General features: G+C 35.2%; 11 protein-coding genes. 9 read left to right on the top strand and 2 right to left on the bottom strand.

Going from position 1 to position 15,045, the window contains the following annotated elements:
* From HMPREF1140_RS03505 to HMPREF1140_RS03465, 9 genes are all read left to right on the top strand, one after another.
* Window positions 1–885: a carbohydrate ABC transporter permease gene (locus tag HMPREF1140_RS03505; RefSeq protein ID WP_009662473.1), complete on the top strand. Its 885-nt coding sequence runs from the start codon at window positions 1–3 to the stop codon at window positions 883–885.
* 14 nt (window positions 886–899) lie between these two features.
* Window positions 900–2,303 carry a sulfatase family protein gene (locus HMPREF1140_RS03500; protein ID WP_009662500.1) on the top strand — a complete coding sequence of 468 codons (1,404 nt, stop codon included), beginning with the start codon at window positions 900–902 and terminating at the stop codon, window positions 2,301–2,303.
* The gene (locus HMPREF1140_RS03495) at window positions 2,300–4,306 is read left to right on the top strand and encodes a heparinase II/III family protein (protein ID WP_009662478.1); all 2,007 of its coding nucleotides are present in this window, start codon (window positions 2,300–2,302) and stop codon (window positions 4,304–4,306) included. The genes HMPREF1140_RS03500 and HMPREF1140_RS03495 overlap by 4 nt, the downstream gene beginning before the upstream one ends.
* Window positions 4,307–4,327: 21 nt before the next feature.
* Window positions 4,328–5,533 carry a glycoside hydrolase family 88 protein gene (locus tag HMPREF1140_RS03490; RefSeq protein ID WP_009662708.1) on the top strand — a complete coding sequence of 402 codons (1,206 nt, stop codon included), beginning with the start codon at window positions 4,328–4,330 and terminating at the stop codon, window positions 5,531–5,533.
* Between the two features lie 34 nt (window positions 5,534–5,567).
* Complete coding sequence (locus tag HMPREF1140_RS03485) at window positions 5,568–6,356, top strand: carbohydrate-binding protein (RefSeq protein WP_009662455.1); 789 nt, start codon at window positions 5,568–5,570, stop codon at window positions 6,354–6,356.
* Window positions 6,357–6,499: 143 nt separating this feature from the next.
* Window positions 6,500–7,609, top strand: a complete 1,110-nt coding sequence (locus HMPREF1140_RS03480; protein ID WP_009662617.1) for an Mbeg1-like protein — start codon at window positions 6,500–6,502, stop codon at window positions 7,607–7,609.
* A 179-nt stretch (window positions 7,610–7,788) separates the two neighbouring features.
* Complete coding sequence (locus tag HMPREF1140_RS03475; RefSeq protein ID WP_009662504.1) at window positions 7,789–9,066, top strand: O-acetylhomoserine aminocarboxypropyltransferase/cysteine synthase family protein; 1,278 nt, start codon at window positions 7,789–7,791, stop codon at window positions 9,064–9,066.
* Between the two features lie 322 nt (window positions 9,067–9,388).
* A complete protein-coding gene (locus HMPREF1140_RS03470; protein ID WP_009662441.1) occupies window positions 9,389–10,885 on the top strand; it encodes a carboxypeptidase M32 in 1,497 nt (498 codons plus the stop codon).
* 20 nt (window positions 10,886–10,905) lie between these two features.
* Window positions 10,906–11,589: a tetratricopeptide repeat protein gene (locus HMPREF1140_RS03465; RefSeq protein ID WP_009662396.1), complete on the top strand. Its 684-nt coding sequence runs from the start codon at window positions 10,906–10,908 to the stop codon at window positions 11,587–11,589.
* Between the two features lie 68 nt (window positions 11,590–11,657).
* On the opposite strand, the gene mprF is transcribed toward HMPREF1140_RS03465, so the two are convergent.
* On the bottom strand, window positions 11,658–14,243 hold the full coding sequence (gene mprF, locus HMPREF1140_RS03460; RefSeq protein WP_009662632.1) for a bifunctional lysylphosphatidylglycerol flippase/synthetase MprF: 2,586 nt from the start codon (window positions 14,241–14,243) through the stop codon (window positions 11,658–11,660).
* Window positions 14,244–14,267: 24 nt separating this feature from the next.
* A complete protein-coding gene (locus HMPREF1140_RS03455; protein WP_009662443.1) occupies window positions 14,268–14,984 on the bottom strand; it encodes an alpha/beta fold hydrolase in 717 nt (238 codons plus the stop codon).
* Window positions 14,985–15,045 lie beyond the last annotated feature (61 nt).

Below are 15,045 nucleotides of genomic sequence, written 5' to 3'. Positions count from 1 at the left end.
ATGAAAATGCTGAAAAACAAAGAAAAATCCGCACCTTTTAATTTATCAAAAGAGATTAAACTGTTACCGGGATATATAATACTGATACTTTGGGTTGCTTTTACTGCGGTGCTTTTAGGCTGGGTAGTGGCTGCAAGTTTGTCTACTACCGCAGATATATTTTCAGGGGATATTTTAGGATTTAAAACAGGACTTCATTTTGAGAATTATGCTAAAGCATGGGTATCATCAAATGTTTCCGTGTTTTTTGTAAACTCACTTATTTATGCGGTTTTATCCTGTGTATTTATTATTCTGGTATGTGCCCCATATGCTTATGTTTTACAAAGATTTGAATTCAAGGGAAGAAAATTTCTTACCTCCGCACTGGCAGGAACTATGGGTGTTCCTCTTATAATGGTAATAATACCTTTGTATACATTGGTGGCGGGAGCCGGATTACTTGGTAATGCTTTTTCAAACAGAATTGTACTTATAGTTTTGTTTGTAGCTATAAAAGTACCTTATACAACTACCTTCCTTATGGCATACTTTGCCAATATTTCAAGTGCCTATGAAGAGGCGGCGGCTATAGACGGATGTCATCCGATAAAGGCTTTTTGGATGATTGTATTTCCACTGGCTCAAGGCGGAGTTGTAACGGTAACAATTTTTAATTTCATAGCAATATGGAATGAATATTTCCTTTCACTTTTATTTGTAAATTCAGAGAAACTAAGACCTGTAGCGCTTGGGTTATTCTCAATGATAAACGGAATGAAATACAGTGGTGACTGGTCAGGTCTATTTGCTTCTGTAATAATTGTATTTATTCCGACATTTATACTTTATATTGGACTTTCAAAGAAGATAATCGGTGGAATAACCGGAGGTGTAAAGGGATAGGAAGGAAGCACAATATGAATTTATTGTTTGTTTTTGCAGATCAATGGAGAGCCGGAGCTATAGGATATGCAAAGGAAGATCCGGTTAAAACCCCGAATATGGATAAGTTTTGCAAAGAATCAACCTATTGCGATCATACTTTCAGTACTTTTCCGGTTTGCTCTCCTCACAGAGCCAGTCTTATGACCGGAAAATACCCACTGTCATCCGGATTTTTTACAAACTGTAAGAAGGGATTATCTTTAAGATTAAAAGATGAAGAGATTTGTGTAGGTCAGGTGCTGAAAGAAAACGGTTATGAAACCGCATATATAGGCAAATGGCATTTAGATGAACCTGAACAAAATCACAATGAGTTTCCAAAATCAGGTGCAAGAGATTGGGATGCATATACTCCGCCGGGAGTAAGAAGGCATGGGTTTGACTATTGGTATTCATATGGTACTTACGATATGCATTTATCACCACATTATTGGCATGACAGTGATGAGATGATTAAAGTAAACAAATGGTCACCTGAGCATGAAACTGATAAGGCAATAGAATATCTGTCTAAAATACGGGACAAATCAAAGCCTTTTGGCATGTATATATCTTGGAATCCGCCACATAGCGTATACAGTGAAGTGCCGGATGAATATTTAAAACTGTATGATAATGTGGAGTTAAAGGAAAATGTTATCTTTGAAAATATTCATCATCATACCGGGGAAAATGCCGCAATGAGTGAGGAAGAACTAAGGCTTACCACAAAGCAGTATTATGCGGCTATAAGCGGTCTTGACAAGCAGTTTGGAAGGTTGATTGACTATCTGAAAGAAAATAATCTGTACGAAGATACTCTTGTTATCTTGTCGGCGGATCATGGAGATATGATGGGCTCGCATGGGCTGATGGGCAAGCATGTCTGGTATGAGGAGTCAATAAAAATTCCTTTTGTAGTACATTTACCGGGAAACAAGAATAAAAGATGTTCTACCTGTATGGGAAGTCAGGATATGATGCCTACAGTTTTAGGACTTTTGGGTTGCGATATACCGGAAACAGTTGAAGGAGATGACTGCTCCAAATTTATTAAAGGTGATGAGAATGAGGATAGAGTAAGCTTTATTATGGCATGCCCGGGCAGAGCCGATTTTGTGGAAAAATTTAAAAAAGCGGGTAAGAATCCTGCCGATTATGGGTGGCGTGGGGTTAGAACAAGAAAATATACCTATGTTATGGAGCTGGGTTACGATGTTATATGTAATCCTAAAAGATATCTTTATGATATACAAAATGATCCGCAGCAAAAAAATACGCTTGATTTAGATAATGAAGAGAATAAACAGCTTGCTAAAACGATGGAAGAAGAAGTTATTAAATGGATGAAGCATCAAAATGACGGTTTTTATAAGAACTGGAACAGTAAACTATGAATAATTTAGATTTGTTGTGGGATGATTTTAAAGAACGTTTTTCATTCAAAAAAGACGAATATATAAAAATTGCGGACTTTTGTAATAAAAACTGCAAAGAGATGAGGGATATTATTCTTCAAACCGCAGATGAGCTGACAGAGAATACATTTCTTTTCAGATTACCCTGGGATATGGAAGCCACAAATGAACCGGTAAATTTTGCTGAGAAAATAAAGTGGAATTACTCCTTTAATGAAGACGAAGAATTTATTTTTCAATTAAACAGACACAGGTACTTTATATGTTTGGGACAGGCATTTTGGATTAAACAAGATGATATATATGTAAAGACTTTTCTAAATCAGTTACTTGATTGGATAAATGAAAATATAGATATTAAAAATGCCGACTCAAAAGTTTGGAGAACACTTGAGACAGGTCTTCGTGCAGACTACTGGGTAAGGGCAATGTCTTTTTTCACATCTCATCCTCTTGTTACGGATGAAATAAAAGAAAAGTTTTTCCTGGCATTATCCGTACATGCAAATCATTTGGCAACAAATCCTAAAGAGGGCTTTTCCATAAAAAGTAACTGGGGTGTTATGGAGTATGCAGGTTTATATGTAATTTCACAGGTGCTAAAAAATGATGAATATAGAAAAAAAGCAATTTATTTTCTAAAAATGGCACTTCATACACAGATACATGATGACGGAATGCAATGGGAAGCATCTACAATGTATCACAATGAAGTATTGGATGCATATTTTGAAGTTTTAAGAGTGGCAAAGCTTTATAATGATAAAGTTTTTTCGGAAGATGAAAAAAATATTATAAAAAATATGGCATTTGCTACTTTATATCATACTTATCCAAATCATCATCAAATCTTGACAGGAGATTCTGACGATACCGATGTAAGAGATCTGTTAAGCAGGGCGGCATTATTATTTAAAGACAGTTCGCTTAAATTTGCAGGCTATAAGGAGCTTGACTTTGAAAGTGCATGGCTTTTTGGAACTGAGGGAATAGTATTCTATGAAAAATTAGAAAGTAAAAGACTCTCCGGAGGCCTTGTAGCATGCCATGAAAGCGGTGAAGCGATATGGAGAGACTCCTATAATGAGAGTTCAGACTTTATTTATTTTAGAAACACAAGCCTTGGAGGAGGACATGGACATCAGGACAAACTTCATATGGAACTTTGGTTTGAAGGTGAGGAAATACTTAGGGACAGTGGACGTTTTACATATAAAGATGTAGAGGAAAGATACAGACTTAAAGGTAGTCAGGCCCACAATGTGCCAATTATAAATAACAGTGAATATGCGGAATGCAAGGACTCATGGATTTATAAAAGTTTACCTCCTTCCATGGGAAATACTTTTGTTTTTAAGAAAAACCGGCTGTTATTTGAAGGTTTTCACTGTGGGTATATAGATTTGAATGTAATTCTTAGAAGGCGTGTTGTAGCACCGACATCCGATATCATTATTATAAGTGATGAAATTATAGGAAATAAGGAAAATAACTTATCGCAGCATTTTGCCTTCGGAAAGAATATAAGTCTAAAAAAGGAAAATAATGTGATAACAGGGCAAGGGGAAAGATGTGAGTTTAGTGTAATGTGCTTTGATGAAAAAGGTGAATTATTACCTGAAATTACAAATTCTTTGCTTTCAAGACATTATAATCAAATAGAAGAAACGTTTGCTCTTAAAGTAAATACAACAGGTTCATACTTTTTAACTACAGTGATTGTAAAAAATAGAGAAAATAAAAAGATAGAGATCGTAAAAGAAGATGTATACAATTTTGCTTATGATGTTATGCTTTCAAAGGATACAGCCCAAGGATATGTAATTACAAGAAACAAGGAGAAATACAGTGTGGTTCTCATTAAAAATGATGTTGGAAATCATAGTGACTTAAACGGTATAAGAGGAGTATATGGACTCGGACAAACTATGGTTGCCGAATTACATAAAAATCCCGAATATATGACAGTACTTAAATGGTAGTATTAAAAGGAGATTAGTTAAGTGGATAAATGGATTGATATTAATTTATTGGAAAAATACCCGGAAGCCACAGACAGTATGATTAGTGAGGCTCTTGATATGTGCATGGAACAGGTAAAGAATAATTTACCTGCATTTGAAGAGCATTTTCCGGCTGCAAACAGTGAGGGGAATTTTTATACACCGGGTATTAATACCGACTGGACAAGCGGTTTTTGGACAGGAGAAGTGTGGCTTTCCTATGAAAATGCAAAGAATGAGAAGGACAAAGAATTATTTGAAACGGCGGGAAAAAAACAGGTGGATTCTTTTTTAGAGAGAATAAATATAAGACATTATATAGATCACCATGATATGGGATTTCTTTATATACCTTCCTGTGTGGCAGCTTACAGCCTGATTTCTTATGAAAATGCAAAGGAGGCGGCAATAAAGGCGGCAGATCAGCTTTGCAGCAGATATCGTCCTGAAGGTAAGTATATACAGGCGTGGGGAGAAATGTGGGCAAGAGATAATGCCAGACTTATCATAGACTGTATGTTGAATGTGCCGCTACTCTACCGGGCAAGTGAATTGACAAAGGATGAGCATTATGCCGAGATTGCCAAAAACCATATAATTACTACAATGAAGTATATAATAAGAGATGATGATTCTACCTGGCATACGATATTCTTTGATCCGGATACCGGAGAATTTTCTCACGGCGCAACCTGCCAAGGATATAAGGATGCCAGCGCATGGGCCAGAGGACAGGCATGGGGAATTTATGGAACTGCCATTGCCTATAAGAATACAGGAGATAAGGAATATATAAAATATTTTGAGAGAGTATCAAAGTATTTCCTAAAGCATCTGCCTAAAGATCTTTGTCCATATTGGGATCTAAGTTTCGGTGACGGAGATGAAAATGAACAGCCAAGAGACTCATCATCAGCTGCAATAGCTGTATGCGGATTTTTGGAAATGAGTAAATATCTGGATGAAGAAAGCAGAGCCTACTATACTTCTGTTGCAAAGAAAATCATGTATTCTCTTATAAATAATTATCAGGTTAAAGATAAGAGTATATCAAACGGTCAGCTTTTACATGGAACATATGCAAAGAAAACACCTTATAATACCTGTAAAAACAGCGGAGTAGACGAGTGTGTGATTTGGGGAGATTATTTCTTTATGGAGGCTCTTACAAGACTTTCAAGACCTGATTGGAAAATGTATTGGTAAAAACAGTGACTTTTGTACTTTAATAGGAGTAGATATGATTAAACTTAAAATAGTAGGTAAGGGAGAGATAGAAAGAGCCTGCGGCTTTGAGGGAGATAATAAGGCTGAACTTGTATATTGCAGTGAATATATGGATGGAGACAGAATAGTACTTGATACGGATAAAGCCGGAAGATACTGTGTAGTACGTTTTGAGGACAGTATGAGAGAGGCATTTATCTATATTCCCGGTAGAAGTATTGAATTTTTCATTCCTCCTGCAAATAACAGACCGAATTATTCACCGAAGAGCTTTACAGGAGCGACTCACTATATTGAAGCAAGATATGCTACCGATGAGGAGATAAGTAAAGTAAAAAACCTTGCATTAAATGTTTATGACCAGCATGAGAATAATACATTTTATCCTCATGCCTCAGCCAATGTGGAAACCAGAGGTGAGGCGGTATTTGCGGCAAGAAATGCTGTAGACGGAATGTATGCAAACTCATCTCATGGTAAATATCCTTATCAGAGTTGGGGTATTAACAGAGATCCAAAAGCAGCTCTTACCTTAGATTTTGGAAGAGAAGTACTTGTAAATGAAATAAGGCTTACTCTTAGAGCGGATTATCCGCATGATAATTATTGGGTAAGTGCAGATATTAATTTTGATGACGGCAGCAGTGAAACTCTAAAACTTGAGAAATCCGAAAAGCCGCAGTGTTTTTTGATAAAGGAAAGAAAAATAAAAAGCCTTGTGCTTGAGAATCTTATAAAGGCGGAGGGAGAATCTCCGTTCCCGGCACTTACACAAATTGAAGTCCGGGGAGTTGAGGCTTAGATTGAAGAAATTTAATATTGGTTTTAAATGTAAGAGTGGGTTGATTTTAATCCACTCTTATTTGTAAATAATAACAATAAGTTGTATTATGGTATTATATAAAATAAAAGTTTAATTATATAATCAAAGAGGAAAATATAAATATGGAATTATTGGATTATTTAAAATGGAGAAATGATATAAGCTTATCGATATCACCTTTTAATGATATAGATAATGTAATACTGTCATATATATCTTATATGGATTTTGATGAGTTGTTTTCTGATACTGAAGGAATATACAGTATTGAAGAAGTACTGAAGACATTTTGTGAGAAATATTCTTTGGATGAAATAAAAGATAAAGGACAATTTACAGAGCGGTCGCCTCTTTTACTTGAACAGATGGTAGCGGGGGAGCGATTTAGGGAGACAAGGATTGGATATTATAGAGAAATTTTTGATAAAGAAAAAATAAAACAATTTTCTGCAGTAACATTTTTTCTTCCTGATAAAACTAATTATATAGCTTTTCGTGGCACTGACAGCACTATAACAGGCTGGAAAGAAGATTTTATGATGAGTTGTATGTCGGAAACGGAGGGAACAAAGGAAGCGCTTGATTATTTAAATGATGTATCAAAGCTGATTAAAGGTGATTTTATGCTTGGCGGACATTCAAAAGGTGGAAATTTTGCAATGTATGCAGCAGCTTTTTGTAATGATGAAATAAAGAAGCGTATTACTAAAATATATAATAATGACGGCCCGGGATTTAGGGAGGAGATTATTAATACAGAAGAATATAAACAGATTGTTAATAAAATATACAGTATAGTACCTCAGACATCAATAATAGGTCAATTACTTTCAAATGAGGGTGAGCAAAAGGTAGTAAAGAGCAGTGCAAAAGGTATTTTTCAGCATGATGCTATGACCTGGGAAGTAATGAGAGATGAATTTGTTGAGTCTAAACTGGATGATATGAGCAATTTTATAAATGTTTCATTGGGAACATGGCTTGAAAAAACTGATGATGAAACGAGGGAGTCTTTGGTCTCTACAGTGTTTGCTCTGATTGAAGAGACAGAAGCAAAAACATTTAAAGAATTTGGAGGGAACTTATTAAAAAATGTCGGGATAATTATAAAGAGCCTGGCTAAACTTCCAAAGGAAAAGAGAGATGAATTGATAAGTGCATTTAGCGGTGTATTGCAGGCAGGTGGGGAAGCGGTTATTGATAATATATCCATAAGTAAAAACAAAGGATAAAACAAGTATTATAATTTTAAGTTCTCTTACTTATATTAAAATATTAAATATTGTACATAGATAGAAACATTATATTTGATATTATTCCGATAATAAAGTATACTCATTTTCGTATAGAGTAAGGGATGCATACCTGCATAAAATCATTGCGAAATATATGTATAAAAAGGAGAAATACTATGTCAAAATACAATATAAATACAATCTGTGTACAGGGCGGTTATGAGCCTAAAAACGGTGAGCCCAGAGTGCTTCCGATAGTGCAATCTACAACCTTTAAATATGAGTCTTCACAGCAGATGGGAGATTTGTTTGACTTAAAGGAAAGCGGATATTTTTATTCAAGACTTGAAAACCCTACAAATGATGCCGTAGCAAGAAAGATTTGTCAACTTGAGGGTGGTGTAGCGGCTATACTTACATCATCAGGACAAGCGGCAAACTTTTATGCGATACTTAATATAGCAGGTGCAGGGGATCATGTCATTGCTTCTTCAGCTATCTATGGAGGAACATATAATCTTATAGCCAACACAATGAAAAATATGGGTATTGAGTCTACATTCGTGGATCCTGATATTTCAGCGGAGGAACTTGCTACTAAATTTAAACCGAATACAAAGCTTGTATTTGGCGAGACCATAGCAAATCCGGCACTTAGAATTTTGGATATTGAAAAGTTTGCAAAAGCTGCACATGAGCATGGTGTACCGCTTATAGTTGATAATACATTCCCTACACCGATTTTTTGCAGACCTTTTGAATGGGGAGTTGATATCGTAACACATTCAACATCAAAATATATGAACGGTACTGCCAATGCACTTGGCGGTGTTGTGGTAGACTCAGGAAACTTTGATTGGACTAAGTATAAAGATAAATATAAAGGGCTTACAACTCCTGATGAAACTTATCACGGAATAGTGTATACAGAAAGTTTCGGCAAGGGGGCATACATTACAAAGATGACAACAAATCTTATGCGTGACCTCGGAGCGATTCCTTCACCTCAAAATTCATTCTATCTTGGAGTTGGACTTGAAACATTGCATTTAAGAATGCCGAGACATTTTGAGAATGCACTTGCTATTGCAAAGCATCTTGAAAAACATCCTAAGATATCATGGGTATCATTCTCAGGACTTGAGAATGACAGTCAGCATGAGTTGGCTAAAAAATATCTTCCAAACGGCTCATGTGGTGTTATATCATTCGGAATCGCAGGAGGCAGAGAAGCGGCAGTTAAGTTTATGGACTCTTTGGAGCTTATTGCAATCGTTACTCATGTGGCGGATGCAAGAACCTGTGTACTTCATCCTGCATCTACAACACATAGACAGATGAATGATGATGAACTGAAAGCGGCAGGAGTATCACCTGATCTTATCAGAATGTCTGTCGGAATAGAAGATGTCCGTGACTTAATAGCAGATATAGAGCAGGCATTGGAAAAGTAAATTCAAGGGAGTAATCTTCCAAATAATGTATAAAAATTTTAGAATAATACTTCATATATGAATACTAGGAAAAGTGTTTATTTAAATTTCCGGTATAAATAAAGGTATTATATTGACATGGTTGATTGCTTATGCTAACATAGTAACATCAACAGTAAGTCCTCTTTAAGTGCCGTTTTCTAGGTAAGCGTCATGTGTTGGCGTCACTATTAGGCTATTGATTATTTTTAAGACTTAAGATCAGCTAAAGAGGCTGGTCTTTTTATTTTATAAATAGTGTAGCAATTGTAAAATTTGTGAATGTTTTTAAAGAAAGGAAACTATGAATACAAAAGAAAAACTAAAAAAGTATCAGGACTGGTTATTTAAGTGTTCTGCATACCAAATGGCATTAAATATTATCGGAATTGATAAGCAGACAGTTGCACCAAGTGCAGGAGCTGCTTATAGAGATGAGAGATCTGCCTATTTGGCAGGAGAACTTTTCAGCTTGGAAACAGATAAAGAAATAGTTGAGCTGTTGAAAGATTTAAAAGATGATCCTGAGGTAAATGATGAAGATAGACGTGCTATAGAGCTCTATTATAAGAAAGCACTTGATACCGTTTGCATACCTAAGGAAGAATTTGTGGCATTTAAAAAGCTTTGCGATGAGTCATTTGATGCATGGATACTTGCAAAATCTAAGGCTGACTATTCTATATTTGAGCCATACTTGAAGAAAGTAATAGAGAGCCAAAAAAAGTTATACGGTTATAGAAGCAGTGATAAGAGTATTTATAATCAGATGCTTGATGATTATGAGCCGGGCATGGACGAAGAAAAATATGATGCGTTCTTTAATGCTTTAAAAGAGAGATTGGTTCCGCTTATCGGAAAGGTAACAAGGGCAAAGCAGATCAATGAGGATTTCCTACATCAAAGCTTTCCTATTGAAGAACAGAAAAAGTTTATGGATGATTTATTGAAGTATGTACATTTTGATTCTTCATGGGGTTATCAAAATGAGTCTGAGCACCCATTTACCTCTTGGACTTGTGAGAATGATTGTCGTACAACTACAAAATATATAGAAAATAATGTAGCTTCAGCCATCCTTTCAACAGTACATGAAGTTGGACATGCATACTACGAGCACAATATAGATCCGAAGTATGACGGAATGATTTTATCAGAGGGTGTTTCTTCGGGAATGCATGAGTCACAGTCACGTCTATGTGAGAACTACCTTGGACGTACTATGGCTTTTTGGAAATACAATTATCCTAAGTTACAGTCATATTTCCCTAAGCAACTTGGTAATATAAGCCTTGAAGATTTTTATAAAGCAATCAATGTATCAAAGCCTTCATTTGTTCGTACGGAAGCTGATGAGCTTACCTATCCTTTGCATGTTTTGATTCGCTATGAGATAGAAAAGGGATTATTCAACGGTACTATTTCTACAGAAGGCCTTGATAAAACATGGAATGCAAAGTATAAGGAATATCTTGGTGTAGATGTACCAAATGATAAGCTTGGTATCTTACAGGATGTGCATTGGTCAGACGGAAGCTTTGGTTATTTCCCGACCTATGCACTTGGAACAGCATTTGCGGCACAGTATGTACATGCAATGAAAAAGGATTTGGATGTAGATAATTTACTTGAAAATAACAAGTTTGATATAGTAATGAACTGGTTAAAGGAAAATATTCATACCTACGGTTTCCGTTATGAGGCGCCTGAGCTTATGAAGATGGTAACAGGAGAAGCATTTAATGTAAATTATTTCCTTGATTATATAGAAGACAAATATACAAAATTATATCAGCTTTAATTTTTGCGGGGTGTGAGAACATGAAGAGATTTCTAAGCATCTTGGTTATGGGAATCGTATACGCAAGCATACTCTTAGTTTGTGAGATAGGACTTGGGCTCAACGGCAGACAAATTTTTGTAATTTATATAGTGTCGGCTGTAATCATTTTTGTGGGAGCTATATTGTTTAATCTAATCTACAATGTAGTACATATAAAGAAAATAAATAAGCTCGTGTCGCTGTTTGATGAAGGTAAGTTTGATGAGTGCATTGATAAATTGAATGCTATGGAGAAGACTACAAAATCAAAACATATCAAAAATATGGCAAAGCTGAACATGGCTTGTGCATTTATGAAAAAGAAGGATTATGTTGAGGCAAAATATATATTTGAGTGTTTTGGAAGTTCGCTTGAAAAGATGCCTGAAGTGGAGATGACAAGAAGGTTGAATTTGTGTCTTTGCTATTTTCATCTTAAAAAATATGAGAAAGCACAGGAATTGTATACAGACAGCAAGCCTTTTTTTGACAAGTACAGAGAGACGGATGATTACTATGAGTATTTTATACTACTTGATGTGTTCATGTATGTAGTTTTTAATAAAGACGCCACAGAGGCAAGGAAACGTTTACATGAAGCAAGGCTTTTGTGTAAAGATGAGGAGTTTGAAGAGGATTTTGAGTGTCTGGAGTCGATTATAAATTTTCCCAATTCTGTTTGATGCTATAGCTGATATAACTATGTCAAGTGTTTTAGTGGGTTGAGTTTTTCAACCCACTTTTTATATTTTTATACCTTTTTTACCTGTCTGTTATCAATCTTATATATAGTAAGTAAATCAAAGAGTAGATTGCTGTCTTTAGGGTAGGATAAATATCTTGCATCCCAAGCAGGAGCGAACTTTTCCTTATATTTTCTAAGACCGCCGAAGGAATAGAAACGATTTGTGAAGCTGTAAACTAAAAATGTAAGTTTCTCATTTAAAAAGCTGTGGTCATACTGACCGACATTTGAAAGTGGAGCCATTCCAAGGTCAAAGTATCTGACATTATTTTCCTTCATATAAAGAAAAATCCGGACAAAAAGATAGTCCATAATACCGTTTCTTTCCGTTTTAGGATCGTAGCGCATAAGGTCTATACTTGACTCATTATCATTATTACATACCAAAAAGTTTGCAAATGCCTGAATATTTCCGGAATCATCAAGTACACAGGCAATGGGGGCAAGTGAAAGATAATCTCTGTCAAAATACCCTAAAGAAAAGCCCTTTTCCTGTCTTCCCAAAAGCCAGTTGTCAGAAATTTTTTTTAATTCATCTAAAAAATTATTTGAAAAAGGTGGAAACTCTACTTTAAAGGAATATCCGCTGTTTTCTCCACGATTTGTAATGGCACGAAACTTTCTTCCGGCTTTTCCTGTCAAATCGAATTCATCAAGATTAACTTTTGCTGTTTCACCAAATTTCATAAAATCATAGCCGAAATTATGCAGGAGTAAAGTGATATCCTGACTTATTTCGTAAAAGAGCGGTATAAGATTTTTGTCTTCGGCATCTTTTATAAATGCAGATACAGCTTTATTAAAATATTCACTTCTACCTATAGGATCCCCCATAACAACAGCCTTACCGTCTTCTAAGGCAAACTGAAAAGCTACGAGATCTTTTTCATCTTCAGTGTAATAATAGATAAGTTTATCACCTAAAAATGCAAGAGAAGCATTTAAATTGGTATTATCAAAACTTTCCAAAAACGCTTTATAACGAGATTTTTCAAATTTTTCTCCAAATGTAAAATGTCTGTCCTTTGCCATAGATTCTACTGCAATATAAAAGAATGCAATAATCAGTAAGTAGACAAAAAGGTGTAAAAAATGAATGAAAAAGCCGTTAAAAAAATGGATTCCCATAGAAGCTCTTGAGAGGAAACCGTTATGATGAAAGAGCTGAAAACCCAAACTGTTGCCAGCTGTATTTCCCCTTGATACATACAAAAGAAATACAGTGACTATAAAGCTGGAAACTATATATCCTATATCTTTTATTCTGTCTTCCAAAGGATAGAAAAATGCCTTTCTGTTTAAGCTGTTTCTCTCAATATATAAAAGCATTAAAAATACAAGTATATAAAGACTGCCAAAAACGGAGTAGTCGCCAAGATTAATATAAATCAGGCTTATAAGGCAAAGTACAATTGAAAATGGTTTTGTAAATGCAGAATGTCTTTTTATCAATCTTCCAAGCAGGAAGAAAAGGCTTCCAAGCAGGAAACTTGGAAATTGAAAGAGCAGTTGTCCGTGTATGGGATCCATTTTTCCTATAATAGGTATATTATGAATCTCATCGGGAAGTATTGCACTTGCCATAAGGAAAAAACCGAAGAAGTTTGCCATAAAGTGAAGCATTCCACGGCTCATTATATTTGAGAGCTTCCCGGGTAAGCCAAGAAACTTGTCATTTATTTGTCCTCCCATACTTTTTATAAATAAAATCAATCCTATAAAGAAAGGAATAAAATAATAAAAAATACGAAAAAGCAAAAGCCAGCTTGCAGCTTCATTATGGTTTAATGAAAGATGTAGCAGACCTCCAATCATTATCAGATCAAAACTTCCGAGACTGCCGGGTATCATTGATACGATACCTATACAAATGGAGATGCAATATAAAGGAATTATATTTACAAAAGAAACATTGTAACCGAGCACTTTGCCTACATAGAAGAAAAAACCGGATACAAACAGCCAATCCAAAAGAGAGGTACCTATTAGAGCAAGTATTTTCTTCATGCTTAAATTGCCAAAGTAGTCCAGATTCTTTCTGGTAGAAAGGAAAAGCAGTACCGGAAGTATAAGAGAGGCAAGTGCAAGTACAAAACTGTATGTCTTTAAAGTATTATTCTTATCATGAGAAAACAGCAATAACAATGATACAAACGACAATAAAGAAAGGCCCGACATAAAGTACGGCATTACCTTTGATATACTTTGCATTGTTTTACCTTCCTGTTCTTCTTCCGAAAAATAGCTGTATCTAAGTCCGACATCCACAAGTCCCGCAAAGCCTATAAGATTATTTAAACTGTTTATAGTCCAACTGTTTTCAATAAGCTTAAATACAGAAATTTTCTTTCCAAGTTCTTTTGTCAGTATATAGTCATACAGCATCATAGGAGAGACTGCAAGAATACCGAAAATAAAAAGGCTAAAAATCTGTAAAACAGACAAATGTCGAAGTATATCCTTTACGGCACTGAAAGAAACAGTCTTTCTCATATGTGAAAATTCTATCAGAACCAAGATAAGTATACTGACAAACAAAATGCCTTTAATAACATTTTTGTATTTTTTAAAAAAAGAGATTATCTTTTGCATTTTTACCTCCTTGAAGAATGCAAATCACATAGTGCAACTTTGTATATAGCTTACCATTTTTGAAATAGTCTTGTTAAAGTAGTTACTGTCCTTTTTTGGAATATTGTGTCCTTGGTTTTTTCTCTCTATAAACTTTCCCTTAGGGAAAAGATCGGCAATAGCCTTGCTGTGCGCCCTTTTGATCATATCATGGTCTCCAACCAGAACTATTACAGGATAGTTTGATTTAGAAAAAACTTCCTTAGGAATATTCAAATCTTCACGCAAGAGTGGAGAAACTTTTGCTCTCCTTTTAAAAAAGGGGAAGATTATACCCAGAGTTTTATATAAGACTTCTTCAAAATAACAAGCGTATCCCGGGAGAAATTTCAGACCTTTAAAAGCAATATTACCGCTGTTTGCCAAGATACCGGCAACTCTTTCTTGGTGAAGCGCCGCATACTTTATGGCAAGGTTTGCACCGTCACTATGTCCTACCAGCAGACATTTTTCTATATTAAGATATGAAAGTAGCTCATCAAGACTGTCTGCCAGATAAGAAAAGCTTATTTTCCCCAAAATATCTCCTGATTTACCATGTCCTAAGCTGTCTACAAAAATAAGCTTATAGTACTTGCTCAAAACCCTTTGCTTTTTAAAATAACCGCTTTCCAGATTGTTTCCGTGTAAGAAGACAACCGGAAAGCCTTTTCCTATGATTTCATAATGGATTCTTTCTCCGTTATTACGATAAAATTCCATATCATCACACTTTCAATATTTTATTTGTATCAAGTTCTAGCACAATGAAAATGAATTGTCA

Source organism: Lachnoanaerobaculum sp. ICM7 (genome assembly GCF_000287675.1).
Classification (GTDB): domain Bacteria; phylum Bacillota; class Clostridia; order Lachnospirales; family Lachnospiraceae; genus Lachnoanaerobaculum.
Note: the sequence above shows the minus strand (reverse complement) of the source record. Positions and strands in the feature narration are given on the sequence as shown.